The sequence below is a fragment of the Paraburkholderia sp. UCT31 genome (assembly GCF_014397655.1).
Taxonomy (GTDB): domain Bacteria; phylum Pseudomonadota; class Gammaproteobacteria; order Burkholderiales; family Burkholderiaceae; genus Paraburkholderia; species Paraburkholderia tuberum.
This window is the reverse complement of sequence record NZ_VZQP01000021.1, coordinates 69,637-91,411: the sequence shown is the minus strand read 5'-3', so window position 1 is coordinate 91,411 and position 21,775 is coordinate 69,637. Positions and strand designations below refer to the sequence as shown.

The 21,775-nt window shown below is 65.3% G+C and carries 17 protein-coding genes and 1 pseudogene; 11 read left to right on the top strand and 7 right to left on the bottom strand.

Annotated features, from left to right (window positions below; genetic code table 11):
- Window positions 1-82 precede the first annotated feature (82 nt).
- The 4 genes from glgB to F6X40_RS19325 form a co-directional block, all read right to left on the bottom strand.
- On the bottom strand, window positions 83-2,293 hold the full coding sequence (gene glgB, locus F6X40_RS19340; protein ID WP_187628879.1) for a 1,4-alpha-glucan branching protein GlgB: 2,211 nt from the start codon (window positions 2,291-2,293) through the stop codon (window positions 83-85).
- Window positions 2,286-5,753, bottom strand: coding sequence for a maltose alpha-D-glucosyltransferase (gene treS, locus F6X40_RS19335; RefSeq protein ID WP_187628878.1), 3,468 nt, complete (start codon window positions 5,751-5,753; stop codon window positions 2,286-2,288). Before treS ends, glgB begins: the two co-directional genes overlap by 8 nt.
- Window positions 5,750-9,202 carry a maltotransferase domain-containing protein gene (locus tag F6X40_RS19330; protein WP_187628877.1) on the bottom strand — a complete coding sequence of 1,151 codons (3,453 nt, stop codon included), beginning with the start codon at window positions 9,200-9,202 and terminating at the stop codon, window positions 5,750-5,752. The genes treS and F6X40_RS19330 overlap by 4 nt, the downstream gene beginning before the upstream one ends.
- Window positions 9,203-9,732: 530 nt before the next feature.
- Entirely contained in the window at window positions 9,733-10,395 is a 663-nt protein-coding gene (locus tag F6X40_RS19325; RefSeq protein WP_184072206.1) for a DUF1345 domain-containing protein, read from the bottom strand.
- Between the two features lie 336 nt (window positions 10,396-10,731).
- On the opposite strand from F6X40_RS19325, the gene F6X40_RS19320 reads away from it, so the two are divergent.
- From F6X40_RS19320 to F6X40_RS19305, 4 genes are all read left to right on the top strand, one after another.
- Window positions 10,732-11,358 (top strand): sugar dehydrogenase complex small subunit, encoded by a 627-nt coding sequence (locus tag F6X40_RS19320; RefSeq protein WP_187628876.1) that lies wholly within the window; start codon window positions 10,732-10,734, stop codon window positions 11,356-11,358.
- Between the two features lie 109 nt (window positions 11,359-11,467).
- Complete coding sequence (locus tag F6X40_RS19315) at window positions 11,468-13,069, top strand: GMC family oxidoreductase (RefSeq protein WP_187628875.1); 1,602 nt, start codon at window positions 11,468-11,470, stop codon at window positions 13,067-13,069.
- Window positions 13,070-13,089: 20 nt separating this feature from the next.
- Complete coding sequence (locus F6X40_RS19310; protein ID WP_187628874.1) at window positions 13,090-14,520, top strand: cytochrome c; 1,431 nt, start codon at window positions 13,090-13,092, stop codon at window positions 14,518-14,520.
- A 188-nt stretch (window positions 14,521-14,708) separates the two neighbouring features.
- Window positions 14,709-15,446 (top strand): metallophosphoesterase, encoded by a 738-nt coding sequence (locus F6X40_RS19305; protein ID WP_262421482.1) that lies wholly within the window; start codon window positions 14,709-14,711, stop codon window positions 15,444-15,446.
- A gap of 37 nt (window positions 15,447-15,483) precedes the next feature.
- Here the strand turns inward: F6X40_RS19305 and F6X40_RS19300 are convergent, their stop codons facing one another.
- Window positions 15,484-16,185 (bottom strand): RES family NAD+ phosphorylase, encoded by a 702-nt coding sequence (locus F6X40_RS19300; protein ID WP_187628872.1) that lies wholly within the window; start codon window positions 16,183-16,185, stop codon window positions 15,484-15,486.
- The gene (locus F6X40_RS19295) at window positions 16,182-16,544 is read right to left on the bottom strand and encodes an MbcA/ParS/Xre antitoxin family protein (RefSeq protein ID WP_187628897.1); all 363 of its coding nucleotides are present in this window, start codon (window positions 16,542-16,544) and stop codon (window positions 16,182-16,184) included. Before F6X40_RS19295 ends, F6X40_RS19300 begins: the two co-directional genes overlap by 4 nt.
- 187 nt (window positions 16,545-16,731) lie before the next feature.
- Between F6X40_RS19295 and F6X40_RS19290 the strand changes: the two genes are divergently transcribed.
- Window positions 16,732-17,397, top strand: a complete 666-nt coding sequence (locus F6X40_RS19290; RefSeq protein ID WP_187628871.1) for a hypothetical protein — start codon at window positions 16,732-16,734, stop codon at window positions 17,395-17,397.
- 44 nt (window positions 17,398-17,441) lie between these two features.
- On the opposite strand, the gene F6X40_RS19285 is transcribed toward F6X40_RS19290, so the two are convergent.
- Window positions 17,442-18,293: a LysR family transcriptional regulator gene (locus tag F6X40_RS19285; protein ID WP_187628870.1), complete on the bottom strand. Its 852-nt coding sequence runs from the start codon at window positions 18,291-18,293 to the stop codon at window positions 17,442-17,444.
- A gap of 99 nt (window positions 18,294-18,392) precedes the next feature.
- Here F6X40_RS19285 and F6X40_RS19280 point away from each other — a divergent pair, with 99 nt between their 5' ends.
- From F6X40_RS19280 to F6X40_RS19255, 6 genes and pseudogenes are all read left to right on the top strand, one after another.
- The gene (locus F6X40_RS19280; RefSeq protein WP_187628869.1) at window positions 18,393-18,785 is read left to right on the top strand and encodes a tautomerase family protein; all 393 of its coding nucleotides are present in this window, start codon (window positions 18,393-18,395) and stop codon (window positions 18,783-18,785) included.
- Window positions 18,786-18,876: 91 nt separating this feature from the next.
- Window positions 18,877-19,209 (top strand): ArsR/SmtB family transcription factor, encoded by a 333-nt coding sequence (locus F6X40_RS19275; protein ID WP_018424160.1) that lies wholly within the window; start codon window positions 18,877-18,879, stop codon window positions 19,207-19,209.
- Window positions 19,206-19,676, top strand: a complete 471-nt coding sequence (locus F6X40_RS19270) for an ArsI/CadI family heavy metal resistance metalloenzyme (RefSeq protein WP_187628868.1) — start codon at window positions 19,206-19,208, stop codon at window positions 19,674-19,676. The genes F6X40_RS19275 and F6X40_RS19270 overlap by 4 nt, the downstream gene beginning before the upstream one ends.
- Complete coding sequence (locus F6X40_RS19265) at window positions 19,673-20,194, top strand: arsenate reductase ArsC (protein ID WP_187628867.1); 522 nt, start codon at window positions 19,673-19,675, stop codon at window positions 20,192-20,194. The genes F6X40_RS19270 and F6X40_RS19265 overlap by 4 nt, the downstream gene beginning before the upstream one ends.
- Entirely contained in the window at window positions 20,181-21,278 is a 1,098-nt protein-coding gene (gene arsB, locus F6X40_RS19260) for an ACR3 family arsenite efflux transporter (RefSeq protein ID WP_187628866.1), read from the top strand. The genes F6X40_RS19265 and arsB overlap by 14 nt, the downstream gene beginning before the upstream one ends.
- Window positions 21,278-21,517 (top strand): annotated as a pseudogene (locus F6X40_RS19255) (NAD(P)H-dependent oxidoreductase); the annotation flags it as partial. The gene arsB and the pseudogene F6X40_RS19255, both read left to right, overlap by 1 nt.
- Between the last annotated feature and the right edge of the window lie 258 nt (window positions 21,518-21,775).

Genomic DNA, 21,775 nt, shown 5'->3' with positions numbered 1-21,775 from the left:
AGCTCGGGTCTGCCTGGGTCTTCATGCAACGGGCGCGCGGCGGCTGCCTGTGCGCCGCGCGCCCGGGTTACGGCACGTTTCCTCAGTCCGCGCGCAATACGATCGTCGCGAGCGGGGGCAAGCTCAGCGCGGCGGAATGTGGCCTGCCGTGGCTCGATACATGGTCGGAATGAATCAGCCCGCCGTTGCCCATGTTCGAGCCGCCGTACACGCCTGCATCGGTATTGAGCACTTCCACCCAGCGTCCGCCGCGCGGCATGCCGAGCCGATAGCCGAGCCGCGGCACCGGCGTCATGTTGCACACCACGACGAACTCCTGGCCCGCGCCGTCGGTGCGCCGATAGGCGAACACGCTGTTGCCGCTGTCGTCGCCGATCAACCATTCGAAGCCGCCCGGTTCGCTGTCGAGCAGATGCAGCGCGGGCTCGTTGCGATACAGATGGTTCAGGTCGCGCACCAGTAATTGCACGCCGTGGTGGTTCGAATCGTCGAGAAGATGCCAATGCGGCGAGCCGTCATGGTCGAACTCCGCCATCTGGCCGAATTCGCCGCCCATGAACAGCAGCTTCTTGCCTGGGTGCGTCCACATGAAACCGAAGTACGCGCGCAGATTAGCGAAACGCTGCCAGCGGTCGCCGGGCATCTTGCCGAGCAGCGAGCCCTTGCCGTGCACCACCTCGTCGTGCGAAAGCGGCAGCACGAAGTGCTCGGAATATGCGTACACCATGCCGAACGTCATGTTGTGGTGGTGATACTGGCGATACATCGGGTCTTCGTGCATGTACTGCAGGGTGTCGTGCATCCAGCCCATGTTCCACTTGAAGTCGAAGCCGAGGCCGCCGTCCGCGAGGCGCGCGGTCACGCCCGGCCATGCGGTCGATTCCTCGGCGACCGTGATCGCGCCGGGGGCGCCCGGCACATAGCGGACCTCGTGATTCAACCGCTTCAGGAACGCGATCGATTCGAGATTCTCGCGGCCGCCATAGATGTTCGGCACCCACTCGCCGGCCGCGCGGGAGTAGTCGCGATACAGCATCGACGCGACCGCATCGACGCGCAGGCCGTCGACGTGATAGCGCTTCAACCACGCGAGCCCCGACGCGATCAGGAACGCGCTGACCTCGTTGCGGCCGAGGTTGTAGATCATCGTGTTCCAGTCCTGGTGATAGCCTTCGCGCGGATCGGCATGCTCGTAGAGCGGCGTGCCGTCGAAATCGATCAGGCCATGCGCGTCGTTCGGGAAATGCGCGGGCACCCAGTCGAGAATCACGCCGAGCCCTGCTTCGTGCGCGCGATCGACGAAACGCGCGAACCGCTCGGGCTTGCCGAAGCGCGCGGACGGCGCGAACTGCCCGAGCGGCTGATAGCCCCACGAACCGCCGAACGGATGCTCGGCGATCGGCAGAAATTCGATGTGCGTGAAGCCCATGCTCTTCGCATAGGGGATCAGGCGCTCGGCGAGCTCTTCCCAGACGAGACCACGCTGGCCTTCCTCGGCGACGCGCAGCCACGACTCCGCGTGCACTTCGTAGATCGTGATCGGCGTGCGCGCGGTCTGCTTGTCGGCGCGCGACTGGATCCACTCGTGATCGCTCCACGGAAACTGCTCGATCTCGTCGACGTGTGCGACGATCGATGCGGTGCCCGGCGGCTTTTCCGTCTGCATCGCGCACGGGTCGGCCTTCAGCGGCAGCGGATGGCCGTCGCGCGACAGCAGCTCGTATTTGTAGCGCGTGCCGGCGCCGACGCGCGGCACGAACAGCTCCCACACGCCCGCCTGGTGACGCAGCCGCATCGGATGGCGGCGGCCGTCCCACGCATTGAAGTCGCCGACCACCGACACGCGCCGCGCATTCGGCGCCCACACCGCAAAGCGCACACCCGGCACACCGTCGACGTCGACCGGCCGCGCGCCCAGACATTCAAGCACCGCGTACGGATCGCCGCGCGCGAGACGTTCGAGCGGCTCGTCGCCGAGCACCGGAGCAAACGAATAGGTATCCTCCACTTCCTGCACCACACCATGCCAGTCGATGCGCAAGCGATACGGCATCGCCGACGTGATGCGGCCCGCGAACAGGCCAGGGCGCAGCTGTTCGAGTTCGCCGAGCGTCGCGCCATCAGCGCGCGAAATCACGGTGACGTGCGCGGCGTTCGGCAGCAGCGCGCGCACGATCGGCCCCGCGTCCGTCTGATGCAGCCCGAGCTGCGAAAACGGATCGGGGTGACGCGCTTCGACGAGCGCGTCGATATCGACGGGTTGAAGGCCTGCGGCCGCATCATGCTCACTCATAGTCGCCCTCGGCCGGGTTAGGCGGCGTGGCCGCGCCAGGCGCCTGGGTTGACGGAACGCGGTGCGGCGGCGCACCGGTGTCGCCGAGCAGACGGCTCACGAGCGCCGCGAGGCCGCGCACCGGCAAGCCGAGCCACGTCGGTCGATTGGCCGCTTCGTAGCGGATCTCGTAAGCGGCCTTCTCGATCAGGAACAGATCGAGCAGCGCCTCTTCGGATTCGGGCGCGACGAGCGGCGTCGGCGACTGCGCGGCGGCCGCGCGATATTCCGCGAGGAACGCGCTGGTCGCGTGCGCGCGGAAGCGCTCGAACAGCGCGCGCTTGCGATCGGCGGTCTGTTGCGGCGCGCTTTCGGTGGTCGATTGCGCGGCCGCGCTCGCATACGAGAGCGAGCGCATCAGACCCGCCACGTCACGCAACGGGCTCGATTTCTGGCGACGCTCGTCGAGCGAACGCGCGGGCTCGCCCTCGAAGTCGATCAGATACGCGTCGCCGTGCGCGACCAGTACCTGGCCGAGATGGAAGTCGCCATGGATGCGGATGCGCAACGCGCCCGCGTCGCCCGGCACCAGCTTGGCGACGGCCTCGACGAGCGCGGCGCGGCGATCGATCAGACTTTGCGCGAGCCCCTTCGTGTCCGCGTCGCTCATGCCCGCGATGCGCGTCGCGAGCAGATCGAGCGCGGCCGCGAGCATCGTCTGCGTCGCGTCGACCCACGCCTTCACCTGGTCGGCGTTGGCCGGTTCCGGCGCGAACGCGGGGTCGTCGCTCGGCGTGGCGAGCGCGACGTGCAACTCGCCGAGCCGGCGGCCGATGATGCCCGCGAGTTCGCCGTAACCGTCCAGCAGAATCGACTCGTTCGTGCGATCGGGTACGCTCTGCGTTTCGGTGTCGATCGCGATCGCGAGTTCGTCGACCGAGCGGCGCAGATAATCCAGCGACCAGTTCCACGCATCGCCCTGATTGTCGATAAAGCCCTGCAGGATCGCCAGCGTATGCGGCACGCCCTCGGGATCGACGCGCACCACTTCGCCGTACAGCGGCGCGGTGTTCGCATAGCCGAGCTGCGTCAGATAGCGGCTGATTTCCGCTTCCGGATGGATGCCGCTGACGAGTCGTCGCACCAGCTTCAGCACCGCGGCATCGGCGACGATCAGCGAGCTGTTGCTCTGTTCGGCCGCGAGCCAGCGAATCTCGGGCCGCTCGCCGAGAGCGTCGAGTTCGGCGAAGCGCTCGGTCGGCAGGAACTTGATCTCGCTCTTCTGCACGGTCGGCACGACCGCGCGCTCGCGCAGCTTGCGCAGCACGTTGTGCGCGAAGATCGGCAGCGAGAACGCGTCGGTCAGATGGCCGACGGTGCGGCCGCGCCGCACGCGCGCAAGCGCCAATTGCAGGAACAGCGGCGTGGTGGTTTCGCCGCCCCATGTGAGCGCGATCGGCACCACGTAGCGTTCGGTGTGGTTGCCGACGTCCACTTCGATTTCGGTGAACGCGAAGCCGCCGTTCGGGATCGTGGTCAGCGCGGCGAGCCGCACCGCGTGCATCTTCTGATCTTTCGACGCGAACCAGCGGCGCCGGCTCAGCCACGACGGCAGCACTTCGGATTCGAGCAGCCGCACGTTTTCGGGAGTCGGCCCGGTCTGCCCCTCGCGGATCACGATCGTGACGAACTCGGGCAGCGGCACCGAATGCGCCTGCGCCCATGTCGGACGCCCGCCGCCTTCGCACAGCATGAACCACAGGAAGCCGTAGGGCGGGAACGTCAGCAGATAGGTCAGCTGACCGATCGCGGGGAACACCGAATCGGCGGTCATCTCGATCGGCACGAAGCCGTTGAATTCTGACAGCTCGAGCTCGACCGCCTGCGGCGCGCGCGACAGATTCGCGACGCACAGGATCGGCGCCGCGCCGGGCATCTCGCGCAGATACGCGAGAATCTTGCGGTTTTCCGGCTTCAAAAAGCGGATCGTGCCGCGTCCGAAGGTCTGCTTCGCGCGCCGCGTCGCAAGCATGCGGCGGGTCCAGTTCAGCAGCGAATGCGGGTCGCGGCTCTGCGCTTCGACGTTGACCGCGTCGAAGCCGTACAGCGTACCCATCACGGGCGGCAGCACCAGTTGCTCAGGGTCGGCGCGCGAGAAGCCGCCGTTGCGATCCGACGACCACTGCATCGGCGTGCGCACGCCGTCGCGGTCGCCGAGGTGGATGTTGTCGCCCATGCCGAGTTCGTCGCCGTAGTAGATGACCGGCGTGCCGGGCATCGACAGCAGCAGCGAGTTGATCAGCTCGATGCGGCGGCGGTCGCGCTCCATCAGCGGCGCGAGACGGCGGCGAATGCCGAGATTCAAACGTGCGCGGCGATCGCTCGCATAGGTGTTCCACAAATAGTCACGCTCGGAATCGGTGACCATTTCGAGCGTCAGCTCGTCGTGATTGCGCAGGAAGATCGCCCACTGGTTCGATTCGGGGAGTTCCGGTGTCTGCTTCATGATGTCGGTGATCGGGAAGCGGTCTTCGCTCGCGATCGACATGTAGATGCGCGGCATCAGCGGGAAGTGGAACGCCATATGGCATTCGTCTTCGTTGCCGAAATACTCCTTTACGTCCTCGGGCCACTGGTTCGCCTCGGCGAGCAGCATCCGGTTCGGGTACTCGGCGTCGATGGTCGCGCGAATCCTCTTCAGGATCTCGTGCGTCTCAGGCAGGTTCTCGTTGTTGGTGCCTTCACGTTCGACGAGGTATGGCACCGCATCGAGCCGCAGCCCGTCGATGCCCATGTCGAGCCAGAAACGCATCACCTGCAGCACCTCTTTCAACACCGCCGGATTGTCGAAGTTCAGATCGGGCTGGTGCGAGTAGAAGCGGTGCCAGTAGTACGCGCCCGCAACCGGATCGTGCGTCCAGTTCGACGGCTCCGAGTCGATGAAGATGATGCGAGTCTCCGGGTACTTCTGATCGGTATCGGACCACACGTAGTAGTTGCGATAGTTCGAGCCGGGCTTCGCGCGCCGCGCGCGCTGGAACCATGGGTGCTGATCCGACGTGTGGTTGATGACGAGCTCGGTGATCACGCGGATGCCGCGCGCGTGCGCTTCCTGGATGAAGCGCCGCACGTCCGCGAGCTGACCGTAGTCGGGATGCACGTTGCGGTAGTCGGCGATGTCGTAGCCGTCGTCACGGCGTGGCGACGGATAGAACGGCAGCAGCCAGATCGCGTTGACGCCGAGCTCGGCGATGTAGTCGAGCTTGGCCATCAGACCGGGGAAATCGCCGACGCCGTCGTTGTTCCCATCGAAGAACGACTTGATGTGCACCTGATAGATGATCGCGTCCTTGTACCACAGCGGATCGTCGCTGAGGGCCGCGGGTTTGCCGCGGCGGCGCGTGCGTACCTTCGCCGCGGTGCCTACGGCCACGGCCGTTTGCGCCTCGTGCGCGGTTTGGGCTGGATCGTCGCGCTTCATGTTCCACCTTCCATCCAGGTTGGGTTGACAGCGTCTGCGTGAGGAGCGCTGTCGGGATCGTGGTCGCTGTCCTCGGGGCGATCGGCGGGCAGGCCGCCTAGCGGCGCGATTCGCCAGATCGAGAACGGTTGGCCCGAGCCGAGCCGCACGTGTTGCCAGCGTCCGTGCCATTCGAAGCGTGCGCCGGTCATCTGGTCGATCACTTCGAGCGTGGCGTGATCGTGTAGATGCCAGCGCTGGAACGTGTCCCACGACAACTCGATGTCCGCGCCCTGTTCGTTGAACGGATCGAGATTGATCGCGACGACGATCACGTTGTCGCGCGATTCGGTCGCTTTCTCGAAGCACAGGATGTGGTCGTTGTGCGCGGCGAGGAACGTGAGACCGAGATGCGTTTGCAGCGCCGGATTCGCGCGACGGATGCGGTTCAGTGCGGTGATCTCGCCGACGATATTGCCGGGCCGGTGCCAGTCCCACGCCCGCAACTGATACTTTTCGGAGTCCAGATACTCTTCGCTGTTCGGCAGCGCGGTGGCCTCGCACAGTTCGAAGCCGCTATACACGCCCCACAGGCCGGCCAGGGTCGCGGCCAGCGCCGCGCGGATCAGAAAGCCCGTGCGTCCCTGCGATTGCAGATGGCGCGGGTTGATGTCCGGCGTATTGACGAAGAAGTTCGGCCGATAGAAATCGCGCGCGCCGGTCTGCGTGAGTTCGCCCATGTACTCGGTGAAATCGCGCTTCGACTCGCGCCACGTGAAGTACGTGTACGACTGCGAGAAGCCGATCTTGCCGAGCCGGTTCATCATGCGCGGCCGCGTGAAGGCTTCGGCGAGAAAGATCGTGTCGGGGTGGCGCGCACGCACGTCGGCGATCATCCATTCCCAGAACGGCAACGGCTTGGTGTGCGGATTGTCGACGCGGAAGATGCGCACGCCCGCGTCGACCCAGAACAGGATCACGTCGCGCAATGCGAGCCACAGGCCGGGCTTGGCGTCGTGCGCGTAGAAGTCCGGGTTGACGATGTCCTGATACTTCTTCGGTGGATTCTCGGCGTAGCGCAGCGTGCCGTCGGGGCGCCACGCGAACCAGGTCGGATGCTCCTTCAGCCACGGGTGATCGGGCGAGCACTGGATCGCGAAGTCGAGCGCGATCTCGAGGCAATGCGCATGCGCGGCGGCGAGCATCGCCTTGAAATCGTCGAGCGTGCCGAGTTGCGGATGCACGGCGGTGTGACCGCCCTCGGCGGCGCCGATCGCATAGGGACTGCCCACATCGCCCGGCTGCGTGGTCAGCGTGTTGTTGCGGCCCTTGCGGTTCGCGAGGCCGATCGGGTGGATCGGCGGGAAGTACAGCACGTCGAAGCCCATGTCGCGGATGCGCGGCAGCTTCGCGCTCACGTCCGCGAACGTGCCGTGGCGTGATTCGTCGTCGCTCATCGAGCGCGGGAAGATCTCGTACCAGCTCGCGAAATGGGCGGCCGTGCGTTCCGCGTCGATCTTGTAGGTCACCTGGTCGCGGCTCAGAAACGGGCGATGGCGCGCAGCGGTCATTGCCTTCGCTGTGGCGGGCGCGAGAATCACTGCGAGCTTCTGTTCGGCGTCGGCCTTCTGGAAGTCGCGCACGATGTGTTCGAGCGGCTCCTTGTCGGCGCCTTCGGTCGTCTCGACTTCGGCGAGCACGAGCGCGAACAGATGCGCGGCTTCGTCGAGTTCTATCTCGACGGTCTGGTTCGCCTTCAGCTTCTTCTGGATGTGCTCGACGAGCGACGCGAAGTCGTCGCGCCACGCGATCACGGTGAACTCGTAGCGGCCGATCCGCTCGAGCGGAATGCGCGCGCTCCACAAGTCGAGCCCGGCCGGCGGCGCGGGCGACATCAGTTCTTCGTGCCACGCGGTTTCGTCGGCCGCGCGCCACAGCACGGCAGCCGCGATCTTGTCGTGACCTTCGGCGAAGATCGCCGCGCGAATTTCCGCGCGCTCGCCGACGCTGCGTTTCGCCGCGAAGCGGCCGTTTTCCACGGACGGCGACACGCTCTCGATCGCGACGCGCGGCGCTTCGATCGCGTCGAGCACTGTCTTGCGGCCGCTGCGCTTGCTGTTCGCCTTGTCGATCGGCGGCGCGAGGCAGATCGGCTGTTCCGCGAACGCGCGCAGCAGCCGCACCGCACCGGGCGCGAGCGCGAACGGCGCGAGTGCCGCGGGTTCGGTTCGGCCGCGCGCATCGAGCGGCGCGAAGCGCGTAAAGCTGCCCGGCACGCCCGCGAGGAAGCGCGCGGGATCGACGCGCACTGGCGCGCCGAGTTCGGGATTCACGACGATCAGGACTGCTTCGCTGGCGTCGCGCAGATCGGCTGCGTCGCCGCGCAGCAGAACCGCGGCCGATGCGCCGGGGCCGCTCAATGGGCGCAATTCACCGTTCGCGTGCAGCGTCGGCGTGTTGCGCGCGAAGTCGTTGGCCTGGGTGACGGCGGCGCTCAGATCGAAGCGGCGCGACTGCGCGGCGCGGGCGAACTGCGCGGCGTCGCCGCGCGTTTGCGACATCGGTTCGGCGATGCCGTATTCGAAGCCCATCGGCATCATCCAGCCGCTGCCCAATGCAACCGACGTGAACAGCGCGCGTCGATACGCCCGCTCGACGATCGCCGCATCATGGACGTCGCTCAGCTCGGCGGCGAGGCGGGTACCGTACGGCGCTTCGGGAAAGGCGATCGGCGCACCAACGCGCGCGAGCGCCGCATGCTCCTCGGCCATCCAGCTCGAACGGAAATCCCACCAGCGCACCGACGAAAACGCGCTGTCGAAGCCGGCTGCTTCGAGACCGGGCAGATCGCCGCGCGACAGGCCCGGCGTTGCCGCGAGAAAGCGCACGCGCGGATGCTTCGCTCGCACTTCATCGCCGAGGTGCCGCCATACGGCAGCCGGCACGCGATGCGGCGAATCGAAACGGAAGCCGCCGACACCCGCCTCGGCGAGCGCGAGCAGTTGCTGGGTCCACCAGACGCTCAGCGAGGCACTCGTCGCGGGGTCGTCGAAATTCGCGTAGGCAACGTTGTCTTCGCGATGCACGTGGCGCGGATCGAGCCGTGCGAGCTCGGACTCACGCGCATGAAACCAGTCCGAATGCTCGCTGTACAGCACGCCGTCGGCGGCCATGCGGTCGATCACGAGATCGACCAGCAGCGTCAGGTTGTTGCGGCGCGCGGCATCGGCGAGCATGCGCACGGCGTCGTGCACCGAATGCTGCGCCTCGAACACGGGATTCAGCCGAGCGTGATTGCCGACCACCTGGCCATGGCCGGCCTGGCCGGGCTCGAACAGCCCGCCGATCAACGCATGATCGAAGCCGAGCCCGGCCGCATGAGCGAACTGCGCGGGCCAGGCATCGAGGGGCCCGACGAGAAGAGAATGAAAAAAGTAAATCCGCGGCGCGTACCCGTTTGGAGATTCCATCGGTCGTTTCCAGAGTTGTCCTGCTGCGGTGTGGATGCACTTGGCATGCGATCACAGCGCTCATTGGGCTTCCCGAGCCGGATACCGCGCCATGCGTCAGCGGGGGCACGTACTGGTCAATGTAGTGCAAAGATCGTCGCGCCGCTGGCCAGTCGCGGGTGCTTTGACGCCAGACGCCGGTCTCGCGGGACTGGTCGTCACTCGTCGCGGAAAGGAGCAAACCGTGTGCCAACGCGCGGGCAGCCGGGCACCGCGCTAGCGCGGAAACGGGGAGGTTACGGTGAGATGGCGGGTGCCGAAGGTGCGCGCGCGCACGGAGCGCGCGCAAAAATGCGGGCATTGTTACGCACGCCGCGGGTGGCCGGCATGTAAAACGGGGTGGTGTGGGGCCGGTTTTACACGGGCGGCCCGCGTTGCACGGAATGCGGTTCAAGCGGACGCGTGAAGCCTGGGTGCCGCTCACGTGGCAGCCATGTGGCACGCGCGTGGCACTCGCATGAAATTCATCCGAACGCCGCGCAGCGGCCTTGTCACGAACCCAGCAGCCCCGCCGCGATGTTCACGCACAGGCCGAGCACCGCGACGTTGAAGTAGAACGACAGGACCGATTGGGCGAGCGTCGCGCGGCGAATTTCGCGTGAGCGCAACACGACATCGGAAGTCTGCGACGCGACCGCGATCGTGAACGAGTAGTACAGGAAGTCCCAGTAGTTCGGCAGCAAATGGTGATCGGGAAACTTCAACGCGGTCTCTTGCGCGTCCGTGTCGTAGTAGAGGCGCGCGTAGTGCAGCGTGAAGATCGTCGGAATCAGAAACCATGCGCCGATCAGCGTCAGACCGGTCAGCAGGTAGTGCCAGACGGTCGTTGCGCCGCCCGCGCCCTTGGCCGACGCGAGTTCGAGCACGATCGCGGCGACGCTCGCGATCGTCGCGACGCAGATGACGACCAGCACGACGCCCGCGTTTTCGTCGTCGCGCATCGCGTATTCGCGCACGCGGTGCTCGTCGGCAAGAGCCATATGCACCCAGATCATCAGCAGGTAGCTCCAGATGGCCGCGTCCCAGCCGATCAGTGTGCGGGCGATCGGACTCGTATGACCGGGCACGAGGAACGCGACGACGATCCCGATCACGAGGCCGATCACCGTGCGGGGCCGATTGCGAAGAAGCTGGGGATAGTAGTTGATGGACATGGATTCGATGAACGACGAAGTGTAGGGCAGTCGGTGTCGCGGATTCTACGCGTGCAACGCGGACCGATTGTCGAATGGTGGGTCACAGGCTATAGTCTTTCGCGGCGGCCTTGCGCGCCGCTTTCAGTTGAAAGGCGATTGCTAGATAACGGCAGCAATCGTTGCGATCATGCATGCAACACCGCACATGCGGCGCGCGTGAATCACGCGCACGGATACGAGACCGCTGAAGCGGCGTAAGACCAGGTTTGGGGAAGAGCAAACGAAGCGGCAGGCGAACGGCATCATGCCCTCGCCGCGCTGCTCGTCGAGAACGACTCATCATCTGGAGCCCCCATGACAGATGTTCCTGAGGATAACGATGCGCATCCCCACGTGACGCATCGGCAAGGAGCGAAGTCTTATCGCAATGCCACACGTTTCACCGGCTTGCCGCCGTCGTTTTCCGCTTCGCGCAGGGCCTGGGTGCTCGGCTCGTGCGCGACGGCCGTGGCGCTCGCGTTCGCCGGCGCGAGCCGTTCGCTGGCGTGGATCGCGCCCGCCTTCGCCGATACGCGGCCAGCCGGGGGCGGACTCGATGCCTTCCTCGCGCTTTCGCAACACCTCACCGGTCGTAGCAGTTTCGATACCGTGCTTGGCCAACGTGTCTACGATGCGCTGTCGCGTGCCGATAACCAGTTCGCGCAGAACGTCGCGGCGCTGAACACGTGGCTGCAAGGCCACGGCGGCGTGCCGTCCGATACGGTCACGCAGGCGCTGCAGACCGACCAGCCCGCGCTCGCCAAAACGGTCGGCGCGATCATGCGCGCGTGGTACCTGGGCCTCGTCGGCGACATGCCGCACGTCCAGGTGATCGCGTATGAAAAGGCGCTGATGTTCGAGCCCGTGCAAGACGTGCTCACGATTCCCTCCTATTGCCGCGACGTGCCGTTCTACTGGACGCGGAAGCCGACGCCCGCGTGAGCCGCGCGAGCCCGCGCGCGGGCCACGCCAGCAGCGCAACCAGCACGCCGGACCCGCAAGCGTCGCACGAACAAAGCCCGCAACAGGCAGGGCATCGAAGAGAGAAACGATGGCAAACACACAATCCGCCGATATCGTCGTGGTCGGCTCCGGCGTCGCCGGCAGTCTGGTTGCGCATCAGCTGGCGCTGGCGGGCGCGTCGGTGATCCTGCTCGAAGCGGGGCCGCGCATTCCGCGCTGGCAGATCGTCGAGAACTTCCGCAACTCGCCGGCCAGGTCCGACTTCGCGACGCCGTATCCGTCGACGCCTTACGCGCCGCATCCCGAGTACGCGCCCGCGAACAACTACCTGATCCAGAAGGGCGATTATCCGTACAACTCACAATACGTGCGGCTGGTCGGCGGCACGACCTGGCACTGGGCGGCCGCCGCGTGGCGGCTGCTGCCGTCGGACTTCCAGTTGCGCAAGCTGTATGGCGTCGGGCGCGACTGGCCGTATCCGTACGAAACGCTCGAGCCGTGGTACGTGGCCGCCGAAGTGCAGCTCGGCGTGTCCGGTCCCGATAGTTCGATCGATCTCGGTTCGCCGCGCTCGAAGCCCTATCCGATGCAGCAGTTGCCACTGTCGTACATGGATCAGCGGTTCAGCGACGTGCTCAACGCGCGGGGCTTCAAGGTCGTGCCCGAACCGGTCGCGCGCAACAGCCGGCCGTACGATGCGCGGCCCACCTGCTGCGGCAACAACAACTGCATGCCGATCTGCCCGATCGCCGCGATGTACAACGGCGTGATTCACGCGGAGAAGGCCGAGCAGGCCGGCGCGAAACTGATTCCCGAAGCGGTCGTGTATCGCATCGAAGCGGACGACAAAGGGCTCATTACCGCGGTCCACTACAAGGACCCGAACGGCAATAGCACACGCGTCACCGGCAAGCTGTTCGTGCTCGCGGCGAACGGCATCGAAACGCCGAAGCTGATGTTGATGTCGACCTCCGACAAATTCCCGCACGGCGTCGGCAACAGCTCCGATCAGGTGGGCCGCAACTTGATGGACCATCCCGGCACCGGCGTCACGTTTCTCGCCAACGAACCGCTGTGGCCCGGCCGTGGCCCGATGGAGATGACCTCGATCGTCAACTTCCGCGACGGCGCGTTCCGCTCCGATCACGCGGCGAAGAAGCTGCATTTGTCGAACGGCGTGCCGACGATGGGCGTCACCGCCGACCTGCTGAAAAAAGGCCTGACCGGCGCCGAGCTCGACCGGCAGATTCGCGACCGCGCGGCGCGCACGCTGAACATCAACAGCTTTCACGAACATCTGCCGGAGCCGCAGAACCGCATCGTGCCGTCGGCAGATCACAAGGACGCGCTCGGGATTCCTCAGCCCGAGATCTACTACTCGATCAACGACTACGTGAAGAAGAGCGCCGCCAATACGCACGAACTGTATGCGCAGATCGCGACGCTATTCGGCGGCATCGAGGTCTCGTTCGACGACAGCTTCGCGCCCAACAATCACATCATGGGCACGACGATCATGGGCAGCGATGCGGCGAGTTCGGTCGTCGACGCGGACTGCCGCACGCACGATCATTCGAACCTGTTCATCGCGAGTAGCGGCGTGATGCCCACCGCCGCGTCGGTGAACTGCACGCTGACGATCGCTGCACTGTCGCTGAAACTGGGCGACAAGCTGAAGCGCGAAATCTGAGCGCCGACCGGAGAGCCACAATGACGAAGAAAACCTGTCGCGCGCAGCCGGACCCTGTGCTGATGCACGTCAACCAGCGCCGCCGCTTCGGCGGCGCGGCGCTCGCGGCCGCGTTTTCGCTGTTTGCGCTGTCGATAGCGTGGCACGAGTCGCACGGCCCGGACGCAGACTCGAGCGACGAAATGCCGATCACCCAGGCGCGCGCCGACGACGCGGCGCAGGCTTCGGTCGGCGGCCCGGCCATGCTCGCCGGCAAGGCCGCGAATGGCGAACTCGTGAAGCGCGGCCAATACCTGACCCGTGCTGCCGATTGCGCGGCCTGCCATACGGCGGACAAGTCGCGCCCATTCGCGGGCGGCCTGCCGATCAGCACACCGTTCGGCACGATCGTGACGCCGAACATCACGCCCGATCCCGACACCGGCATCGGCCAATGGAGCGACGCCGATTTCATGCGCGCGATGCACGAAGGCATCGGCAAAGGCGGCGAGCGGCTCTATCCGGCGTTCCCGTACACCGCCTACACACGCGTGACCGAACAGGACGTGCTCGCGATTCGCGCGTATCTGAACACGCTCGCGCCGATTCACTACACGCCGCCCTCGAACAGCCTCAAGTTCCCGTTCAATCAGCGCTGGCTAATGGTGTTCTGGAACCTGTTCAACTTCACCGAGGGGCGCTTCGTGCCGGACCCGAAACAGAGCCCTGAATGGAACCGAGGCGCGTATCTGGTCGAAGGGCTCGCGCATTGCGAGGAATGCCATACACCGCGCAATTTCATGCAGGGGCTGAAGTCGAGCGCGCGTTTCTCCGGTGCGGTGCAGGCCGGCTGGCATGCGTTCAATATCACGCCGGACAAGCTGAGCGGCGTCGGCGACTGGCGCGACGACGAACTCACGGCGTATCTGTCGACCGGCGCGGCGCCGAGCCGCGCAAACGCGGCCGGTCCGATGGGCGAAGTGGTCGCGAACAGCACGCAGTATCTGACGCCGGTGGATCTGCGCTCGATCGTCGTGTTCTTGCGCTCGGTGCCGGCCGTGAGCGGCGACGACGCGCGTCCCCGTCATCAATGGGGCAAGCCGGCCAGCGACGTCACCGCCATGCGCGGCACCGCGATCACCGGCGTGAACGGCGCGCAGCTGTTCGTCGCCAATTGCGCGACCTGTCATGGCTGGACCGGGCAGGGCGTGGGCGCGAGCGCGCCGGGCGCGTATCCGTCGCTGATCCACAACTCGACGGTCGGCGCGAACGACGCGAACAATCTCGCGTTGGTCATTCTGCACGGCGTGAATCGCACGACCGCGCACGCGGACGTGCTGATGCCCGGGTTCGGCGGCCATCTCGACGACGAGCAGATCGCGGCGATCACCAACTACGTGACGAAACAGTTCGGCAATCCGCAGGCGACGATCGCGGCCGACCAGGTGGCGAAGCTGCGCACGCTGCAATAGCGCGCGGGACGACTCGGGCGCGCGCCAGGAGTGACTCGCGCAAACGTGCATTTCCGGTAACGCATACCGCAAATGTGGCGTTTCAGCGTCATTTTTGCGTCGTTCGATGTCTTTCTTGATCGATGAAGCGTGCGAATACGATAGGCACCCCGCATACGCGTGCGCGTCGGCCGCATTATCATGGTGGGATGAATTCCATCCCCGCCAACTTCGTTCAGCATCACGACGCCAACGAGGCCGGCCGCGATTTCGTGGTCGGCGATCTGCACGGCTGCGTCGACGCTTTGCGCTACCTGCTGCGTCAGATCGCGTTCGATCCGACGTGCGACCGGCTGTTTTCGGTCGGCGATCTGGTCGATCGGGGCGAGCACTCGGAGCAGGCGCTCGCGCTGCTCGCGAAGCCGTGGTTCCATGCGGTGCTCGGCAATCACGAGGACGCGCTGTGTGCGGTCGCCGACGGCCGCTTGCGGCGGCAGTGGTGGTACGGCATCGGCGGCGCGTGGGCGGCCGACGTGCCCGACGAGCGTCTGCGCTATTACGCCGAGCATCTGCGCACGCTGCCGCTCGTGCGCGTGATCGGCAGCGGCAAGGCGCGCTTCAACGTTCTGCACGCCGAATTTTTCGGCTCCGACGCCGAGCTCGACGCGGGCAATTATTCGGCCGAAACGCGCCAGCAATTGCTGTGGGGTCGCGAGCTCGCGCTGGGCAACGGCGATCCGCTGCGGCAGCGCGGGCTGTCGCTGACTTATTGCGGCCATACGCCGGTGCGCGACATCACGCAGATCGGTTCGCAAGTGTTCATCGATACGGGCGCGTTCGGGCCGGACGGCACGTTGACGATCGTGCAGCCGCAGGCGTTGCGTCGTTGGTCGATCTCGGTCGAGGCCGCGCGCGCGGAAGGGGCGGCGGAATTGGCCTTGCCTTGAACGGCTGAAGTCCCCGCGCTGCTTCACCGCTCTTCTGTCACCCGACCTGATTCAACTCGAACACCATATCGACGCTCCTGCCGTTCCAGTTGTATTCGAGGTATGCCGCGTGATGGCAGTCGCGCAGCAGCATCGTGCGGAATGCCGCGAGGCATTCGCCAGCGCTGTCGCGCACCGACGGATACACGATGCCCGGCGCGCCCGACGCGCGTACCGCGCGCCCGAGCGCCTGTCCGGGAAGGTAGTCGTCGGGCGACAGCACGGCGGGATCGAACTCGGGGTCGCGACGCAAGTCGACCACGCTGCCTTGTGCGACTACCGTGTAGAGACGCGTCTGTTGACGCATCGGCGGCTCGGCGGTCGCCTGGAGAAACTGACCCGTGTGATAGCGTGTTTCCGCGATCGCCGTCGCGCGTGAACGCGCGCAATAGAACACGCCGTAGGTGCCATCGGAAAAGCGGCTGCCGAGCGGATTCAGATGCGTGAGCGCGGCCATGATCGGCCCGTAGCCGGGCCCGAAACGGCGCTCCTCGCGCGGCACCAGATCGAGTTCGCCGATTTCGGTGCGCAGACGGTCGTTGGTCATCGCTTCGAGCGCGTACAGCGCGTCGAAATCCTCCGGCGATGCGACCCGATCGAACAGGTTGATGGCCGGAAAGCGCGTCGGAATCACGCGATACGCGGGCGACCAGTCGAGCGCGGCGCTGGTCCAGCGGTCCTGCCATTGCGGTTGCGTCACGCCCAGCCGCCTCGCATTGCGTCGAGATACTGGCGCACGGCTACGAGATCGCTGATGTTGCCCGCCAGCATGCGGTCCAGCGCGCGTTTGCCGCCGAACGGCGGCGCGCTGTTGGGACGTTTGACCCAGGTGTCGGCGGCGCTCGGCTGCGGCAGCAGAATCTGCAGCGCCTTGTAGATGCCGAGCAGCAGCGACAGTCGCTCCAGCGTGTCGTGGCTGAGGCGCGCGGTCTCGGGCGTCGCCCTCCACTTGAAGAACGTCGAGCGGCCCGGCTTGCCGAGTAGCACGATCTGCTCGTCGGCGCTCAGGTCCCAGTCGCGCGCGATGTTGAAGAACGCACGCAGACCGGCCGAGGACATCTGCGTCAGCGTGGGTTCCGAAAGCGATCGTCGCGGCGATGCCTCGGGCGAGGAAATTCGGGCAGCGTGAGCCATTGCGGGTAAGTCCCTATGTGTACTTTTTAAGAATATTAGTCCAAAAGTGGATTTTTGCAAGAGAATATAATCCCGGCTCGTTTTGGCAGTCGTCGATCAGGAGAAGCAGCAGATGCGGGTTCGAGCAGTAGCAGCGGCGCTGGCCGTGTGGTGTGTGTCGGAGATGGCGTTGGCTGCCGGTTATGCGGAAGTGTGGAATCCGCCGGAGGCGAGCGGGCATATCGCGAGCGGACACGTTACCCAACAGGCGCACGCGCGGAAAAAACCCGAGGCGGTGAAAGTGAAGGCGGGCGCCAAGGGCGGAATCAAAACCAAAACTGGTGCGCATGCGCGGCAGACGGCGAGCGCCCGGCACGCGGCAACCCATGTCGCGTCGGCCGGCGCGGCCCACGGCGGCAAACTCGCGGCGCATGGGAACGGCGAGAAACATCTCGTGGCGGGCGGGAACGTGAAAGGCGGTACGAAAGTCGCGGCGTCGGGCCCGAACCGGTCGCACGCCACCGTGACCGCGAAGCACGCGCAGCCACATGTGCAACTGGCGCACGCGAAGCCGGCTCAGGGCAAGGTCGTGCACGCCGATTTCGCGGCGGCTCACACCGCGCGTCCGCATGTGGACAAGGTCGCGGCGAAGCCCGCGATTTCCCATGCGAATCTGATCAAACCGCCCGTGCGGACTTCGCCGGACGCGTCCGCAAACGTTAGCGACATCGCGCCGATGGGCTCCGTGCCCAATCCGGCGACCGCCAGCAGCGGTTCGCTGCCGCCGATCATCCACTAAGGCTGCTTCGAGCGGCGCGGCGCGGTGTGGCATCGGTCTTGGCGTCACGCCGTGGCGAGGCCGTTTGCAAGCAGCCGCAGCGTTTCCGCCGAGCGGGCCTCGCGCACGCGCGAATGCAGCGTCACACGCGATTCCGGCAGCGCCGGCAGGCTGAGCCGCGCGCCGACGTCGATCAGACCGCGCGGCGCAACCCGACGCGCGAGCGGCGACACGGCGAGCCCAGCGGCCACAGCCGCGCCCACTGCCGCGACGCCACCACCCACAAACACCTCCTGCCAGGCGATCCCCGCCGCCGCCAGCGTGCGCAACGCGACGTCACGCACGTTGCACGGCGGGCTCAATAGCGCGAGCGCTAGCGGCTCACCGACTCGCGGCAGCCATGTCGGCGTCGCGAGCCAACCGAGCGGTTCGCTGAACAGCGTCTGCGCGTCATCGCGCGGCGGTTCGTCGGCGCCGTAGCGGACGATCGCCGCATCGAGCCGGCGTTCGTCGAACTGCGCGAGCAACGCCGCCGATGTGCCCATATGCAACTCGACCACGAGGCCCGGATCGTGTGCGTTGAGCCGGCCGAGCAGGTGCGGCAGATCGGAGCCCGCAACGTGCTCGCTGAGCCCGAGCACGAGCCGCCGCCGCTCCACCGACAGCGCGCCGAGCGCGCGCTCGTGCGCGTTCAGCAACTCGCGCGCGGCGCCGAGAAACGCGTGGCCGTCGGCGGACAGACGCACGATGCGCGGCGTGCGCTCCAGCAACTGCTTGCCCAGGTGCGCCTCCAGTCGCTTCAGCTTCAGGCTGACGGCCGATTGCGTGGTGTCGAGCGCGTCCGCGGCGCGCGTGAAGCTGCGCAGATCGGCGACCAGCACGAAGGCGCGCACCGCATCGAGATCGAGGACTTTCATTTCGGATGGAAATGGATGAAATAGACAGGGATATCTGTTTATTATGACCGAGCGCGCCTAAGCTGTGTTCAACCCAACACCGCAAACAAGGAGGCCATCATGCCGCTCACCCGGATCTCACTGCGCGCCGGCAAGCCGGCCGAGTACCGCCAGGCGCTGAGCGCCGGCATCCAGCGCTCGCTGGTGGACACGTTCAACGTGCCGAAGGACGACATGTTCATGCTGATCACCGAGCACACGGCCGACAACATGATCTACGACCGGCAGTACCAGAATATCGAGCGCGGCGACGATCTCGTCGTGATCCAGCTGACCGTCAGCAACACGCGCTCGGTCGAGCAGAAGAAGGCGCTGTACCGGCGCATCGTCGATGAACTCGGGAAGTCGCCGGGCGTGCGGTCCGAGGATGTGTTCATCAATCTCGTCGAGGTCGAGAAGGAGAACTGGTCGTTTGGCAATGGGATTGCGCAGTACGCAAGCCGTCCCGACTAGCGCCATGCGTCATCAAAGAGCGAACCACCGACCAAATTGCGATATTTCAACAAATATCGAAATATAACGGTGAAGTGGATATAGTGTCTTTATGGACACGATCAATGCCGTACGCGCGCTCGGCGCGCTCGCTCACGAATCCCGTCTCGCGATCTTTCGCCAGCTCGTCGTTGCCGGCCCCGAAGGCATGGCGGCTGGCGAAATAGCGCAGCAGTTAGGCATTTCGCCTTCCGGCCTTTCATTCCACCTGAAAGACCTGACACACGCCGGACTGGTGAGTCCGCGACAGGAAGGGCGCTTCGTCATCTACACCGCAAACTTCGACGCGATGACGTCGCTGATCGGCTTCCTCACAGAGAACTGCTGCTCCGGTGCATCGTGCGCCGCGAGCGACCTTTCCAACTGCTGCCGAGACGAAACATGAAACGCATGCACATTCACGTGGCTGTGGACAATCTTGCCGACAGCATCCGCTTCTACAGCGCGATGTTTGGCAACGTCGAGCCGACGGTCATCAAGAGCGATTACTGCAAGTGGGAGTTGAGCGACCCCGTCGTGAACTTCGCGATCTCGCAACGCGGGGCGAAACCTGGCGTCGATCACATTGGCATCCAGGTCGAAACCGATGAAGAACTGGCAGAGATGAACGCGCGCTTCGCCGCCGCTGAAGTTCCCGTGCAGCACCAGAGCGGCACGACATGCTGTTACGCGAAGTCGGACAAGGCGTGGACCGTCGATCCGCAAGGCGTGGCCTGGGAAACCTTTCTGACCCTCGAATCGGCTCCCATCTATGGGCAATCTCATACCCAGGAGGCATCGGCAGCAAACGAATCCGCGGCAGCCTGCTGCGCTCCGTCCCAGGCAAGCATTTCATTTCGGAGCCGCACGTGAGCGGCAAACCGTATTCCGTACTGATTCTCTGCACCGGCAACAGCGCACGCAGCATCATGGCCGAGGCGCTGTTCAACGTGCTCGGCAAAGGACAGTTTCGCGCGTACAGCGCGGGCAGCCATCCATCCGGCGCAGTCAATCCGTTCGCGATCGAGAAATGCGCGGCACTGGGCTACGACACCGCGAGGATGCGCAGTAAGAGCTGGGACGAGTTCGCAACGCCCGACGCGCCGCAGATGGACTTCGTCATTACCGTATGCGATCAGGCCGCGGGCGAGGTCTGCCCGATCTGGCCCGGCAAGCCGATCAGCGCGCACTGGGGCTTTGAAGATCCCGCAGCCTGCCAGGGAACCGACGACGAGAAGCGCGAAGTTTTCGACAAGGTCTATCGACAGATCATGAATCGCGTGAGCCAGTTCGTGAACCTGCCGCTGCACGCGCTCAACCACGACGCAATCCAGCGCGAAATGCGCGCCATTGGCGAGCGTCCGGCAGAGGAAACCAATGAGTCGCGCTGAGGCTCGTGCAGCAGCGCGCCCGGCTATCGGCTTCTTCGAGCGCTATCTGACGGTGTGGGTTGCGCTGTGCATCGTGGCAGGCGTGATACTCGGCCAGTTGTTGCCGGGCGCATTTCAGGCGCTCGGGCGCATGGAACTCGCGCACGTCAACCTGCCCGTCGGCGTGCTGATCTGGGTGATGATCATCCCGATGCTCATCAAGATCGACTTCTCGGCGATGAAGCAGGTCGGCAGCCAATGGCGCGGCATCGGCGTGACGCTCGCGGTCAACTGGCTCGTCAAACCGTTCTCGATGGCCGTGTTGGGCTGGGTGTTCATTCGTCACGTGTTCAGGCCGTGGCTGCCCGTCGAGCAACTCCACAGCTACCTCGCAGGTCTCATCCTGCTCGCCGCCGCGCCGTGCACGGCAATGGTCTTCGTGTGGTCGCAGCTGTGCAAGGGCGACCCGTATTTCACTCTGTCGCAGGTCGCGCTGAACGACTCGATCATGGTCGTGGCGTTCGCGCCGCTCGTCGCGTTACTGCTCGGGCTGTCCGCGATTACAGTGCCTTGGGACACACTGATCGCTTCGGTTGGCCTTTACATAGTGATCCCGGTCATCCTCGCGCAACTGCTGCGCCAACGCTTTCTTCGAAAGGGCGAAGAGCATTTCCGTAGCGTCGTTGCCCGTCTCGGTCCCTGGTCCATCTGCGCCTTGCTCGTGACGCTGGTCCTGCTGTTTGCGTTTCAGGGTCAGCAGATCGTTGAGCAGCCGCTGGTGATCGCGATGCTCGCCGTGCCAATCCTCATTCAGGTGTTTCTGAACTCGGGACTGGCCTACCTGCTCAACCGCCAGCTGGGCGTCGCACATTGCGTCGCTGGCCCGTCGAGTCTGATTGGCGCAAGCAACTTCTTCGAACTCGCCGTGGCCACGGCCATCAGCCTGTTCGGTTTTCATTCGGGTGCCGCACTGGCGACGGTGGTTGGGGTTCTGATCGAGGTCCCCGTGATGCTGCTCGTCGTGGGGGTCGTGAACCGTTCGCAAGCATGGTACGAATCAGGGCAGCGGAACGCCGCGCCCAACTTGGGGAGAAACGGATCGTGATGAGTGATCTGCCGAACGTCAGCCCTATTCACCTCGATCTACCGGACGTGGACAAGCTGGCACCCGTGACCACTTCAACGCGCAAGCTGTCCGAGTGGTCGGAGGGGCAGGTTTGGTGCAGCCCGGAACGCCACGGCAATCTCACGGCCGTATTCAAGAATCAGATCGACTGGCTGCCGCTCGAAAGCGCGGGAATACGGCCGACCCAAGGGCGCACGCTGGCTGTGATGCAGGTGTGCGCCCGGCCTTGACCAGTTCGACAATCTACGCCCGAAATTCGGGAGGGTAAGGGTTGCGGTGCTTTCCCATGATGGACACCTCCTGTTCCAAAGGATAGGTGTCCACGAAAGCGGGTCAACTCCAGAAACCGGAAAACGACCACCCCGAGCGACACGAAATACGCGAGCAGCGTCAGCCATCCTTGCCAGCGCACGGGAAGGCCCAAACCCCAGCCATAGCGTTTGGCTGGGAACCAGTATTCACGAGAGGGTGACATC

Excerpts from the sequence above, each read along its gene's own strand:
- F6X40_RS19270 (WP_187628868.1), top strand. The coding sequence starts at position 19,206 with ATGAAACGCATGCACATTCACGTGGCTGTGGACAATCTTGCCGACAGC.
- treS (WP_187628878.1), bottom strand. The coding sequence starts at position 5,753 with ATGAAGCGCGACGATCCAGCCCAAACCGCGCACGAGGCGCAAACGGCC.
- F6X40_RS19290 (WP_187628871.1), top strand. The coding sequence starts at position 16,732 with ATGCGGGTTCGAGCAGTAGCAGCGGCGCTGGCCGTGTGGTGTGTGTCG.
- arsB (WP_187628866.1), top strand. The coding sequence starts at position 20,181 with ATGAGTCGCGCTGAGGCTCGTGCAGCAGCGCGCCCGGCTATCGGCTTC.
- F6X40_RS19285 (WP_187628870.1), bottom strand. The coding sequence starts at position 18,293 with ATGAAAGTCCTCGATCTCGATGCGGTGCGCGCCTTCGTGCTGGTCGCC.
- F6X40_RS19295 (WP_187628897.1), bottom strand. The coding sequence starts at position 16,544 with ATGTCCTCGGCCGGTCTGCGTGCGTTCTTCAACATCGCGCGCGACTGG.
- F6X40_RS19320 (WP_187628876.1), top strand. The coding sequence starts at position 10,732 with ATGACAGATGTTCCTGAGGATAACGATGCGCATCCCCACGTGACGCAT.
- F6X40_RS19330 (WP_187628877.1), bottom strand. The coding sequence starts at position 9,202 with ATGGAATCTCCAAACGGGTACGCGCCGCGGATTTACTTTTTTCATTCT.
- F6X40_RS19305 (WP_262421482.1), top strand. The coding sequence starts at position 14,709 with ATGAATTCCATCCCCGCCAACTTCGTTCAGCATCACGACGCCAACGAG.
- glgB (WP_187628879.1), bottom strand. The coding sequence starts at position 2,293 with ATGAGTGAGCATGATGCGGCCGCAGGCCTTCAACCCGTCGATATCGAC.
- F6X40_RS19280 (WP_187628869.1), top strand. The coding sequence starts at position 18,393 with ATGCCGCTCACCCGGATCTCACTGCGCGCCGGCAAGCCGGCCGAGTAC.
- F6X40_RS19275 (WP_018424160.1), top strand. The coding sequence starts at position 18,877 with ATGGACACGATCAATGCCGTACGCGCGCTCGGCGCGCTCGCTCACGAA.
- F6X40_RS19310 (WP_187628874.1), top strand. The coding sequence starts at position 13,090 with ATGACGAAGAAAACCTGTCGCGCGCAGCCGGACCCTGTGCTGATGCAC.
- F6X40_RS19315 (WP_187628875.1), top strand. The coding sequence starts at position 11,468 with ATGGCAAACACACAATCCGCCGATATCGTCGTGGTCGGCTCCGGCGTC.
- F6X40_RS19325 (WP_184072206.1), bottom strand. The coding sequence starts at position 10,395 with ATGTCCATCAACTACTATCCCCAGCTTCTTCGCAATCGGCCCCGCACG.